The sequence below is a fragment of the Alistipes sp. AF48-12 genome, assembly GCF_003477565.1.
Lineage (GTDB): Bacteria > Bacteroidota > Bacteroidia > Bacteroidales > Rikenellaceae > Alistipes_A > Alistipes_A hominis.
The window spans coordinates 1-1,984 of sequence record NZ_QUDJ01000049.1 but is presented as its reverse complement, the minus strand read 5'-3'; the positions used below and the strand labels follow the sequence as shown (position 1 = coordinate 1,984).

At 51.3% G+C, this 1,984-nt stretch carries 1 protein-coding gene and 1 pseudogene; both read right to left on the bottom strand.

What is annotated here, in order from left to right; genetic code table 11:
- A pseudogene (locus DW082_RS14125) lies at positions 1 to 420 on the bottom strand (OmpA family protein); the annotation flags it as partial.
- A 494-nt stretch (positions 421 to 914) separates the two neighbouring features.
- The coding region (locus DW082_RS14120) for a recombinase (protein WP_118459191.1) at positions 915 to 1,984 on the bottom strand (1,070 nt) is incomplete at its 5' end.

The window sequence follows — 1,984 nt, the reverse complement described above, 5'->3', positions numbered from 1 at the left end:
CACGTCGAGCACTTCGTCGCGGTACGGCATGCCGGATGCGGCCACCTGTGCCCGCAGTTCGTCCCACGCTATCCCGGCGGCCTGCCTGTCGATCAGGGAGGCGGGAACGTCGGTATGACGGACGATATAGGAAACCAAAGAGTCCGCACGGCGCTCGGACAGCAGTTCGTTGGCACGGTTAGCCCCGTCCGGGGAGGCTCCGGAACGTACTACGATACATTCTATCGTTCTGTCACGGAGTGCTCTGCGGACAGATTCTGTAAAACGTGCCAACTGCATACCGTTGTCGCGGTATAAAGGTTCCACGTAACGGTAACCTGTCCGGTAATAGATACGCACCGAATCGGCTCTCTGCCCGGCATGGGCCGACAGAAAGCACGACAAACAAATGACCGACAGCAGGATTTTTCTCACCGACATAGCCGCGAACATCCGTTAACCCGTTCGTAACCGGGAAAATCTTTCATGTCGTTGCAAATGCCGGTAATGTCGTATTTATTGAGTCTGGTCGGCACGGCTCCGACCGATAAAGCAGAGATAGGCAGATTGTGTTTCATGTGTGTAAATCGATTCCGCCCGTCCCCCGGCGGAGTTTGGTTACACATATAAAAAAGACGTGGGACAGTACCTTTTTATCTGCTTCTGAGGTCTTCGCAATACCCTGTAGACAAATAAACGAGTAAAGCCCACGTTACCGTGAGCGTTTACGCTTTACCCTTGTCTACTTTTGAAATTTGCGAAGTTTCAGAAGCAAGAATAAAAGCTAACGCTTTTTATATTTTATGTCTTATATTTTTCCGTTTATGCCATAGGCATCACCCTAATTAGTTTGTTAAATCGTTGGTTCATCGCAACAAATATATAAAAAATCGGCTATATGTAATGAAATACTGCAAAAAAGTAGAGTGCGGGATTTATCTCATCCGCATTCCCCGGCCCTGTTTTCGGTCTTTGATCTTGATTCCTATGTGTTCGAGAAATTCCTTTGCTTTTTGCCGGAACCACCGCAGGATCGGAATCCGGTCGATGAACAGTTGAAATCCTCCGGGGCCTTTTTCATCCCGCATGAGCCGGGCTTCCGAGTTCTCGACTTCAAAGTGTTGGGAATGTTCGTGCGAATATAATTCTCCGGAGAAACGGACGGGTCTCATGTTCACGAGATCGCGTACCTGTCCGTCAGAGAATCCGAGCGAACGGCAATACTCTCCCCATTTGATAAGCCGGGGCGTATCGGGGAACCAATCATAAATGCGATCTATCTCACCTTGCAGTTTTCCGATGGTCTGCTGTGATTGCCGCTGCACTTCCAACAATCGCCGGCTGTGGTCGGCCTGCATGGTTTGCATCTGGGTTTGCAGGATTTCGATGGTTTCCTCGTGGGCGGCAACCTCTTGCCGCAATGCCCCGATCTGCTGCTCCTGCCTTTTGACTTTCGACGTTCCTACCAGCGAACCGATACCCTCCACGATGTTGGAACCCACCTCCGCCGCCGCACTTTTCAGCTTTTCGGTTTTCAGTTCCCCTTTTACCGCCTTCAATTCTTGCTCGGTCGCTTCCAACTCGGCGGTTTTGTGTTCACGCATGGCCTTCGCCTGCTCGTAACCCGTCCGTGCCTCCTGTTCCTGTTGCTTCAGCCGTTCTACGGCCTGCCGCTTCTGTTCTTCGATACGGAGCAGTTCGTCGATGTTGTCCTGCAAATTCTTCTGCCCGGCTATAGCATTACGGTAAAACTCCTGCGTGGAAATATGGCGGGCGACCGATCCGTCAATTCCGCGCTGTAACCCATATCCGGCCATCGCCTCGGCATAGGTGTCCTGATATTCTTTCAATTTTATGCGCGACATTACATCGTCGTTACACAACCGGACGGCATCTGGGCTTTTCTTCCGGTATTTCTTTTTGCCGGGTTTGTCGGGGATTCTTTTCTCTTTGACCTTGCGACGCTCTCCCGTTACGATAGGTACGACCGCCGCATGGATATGCG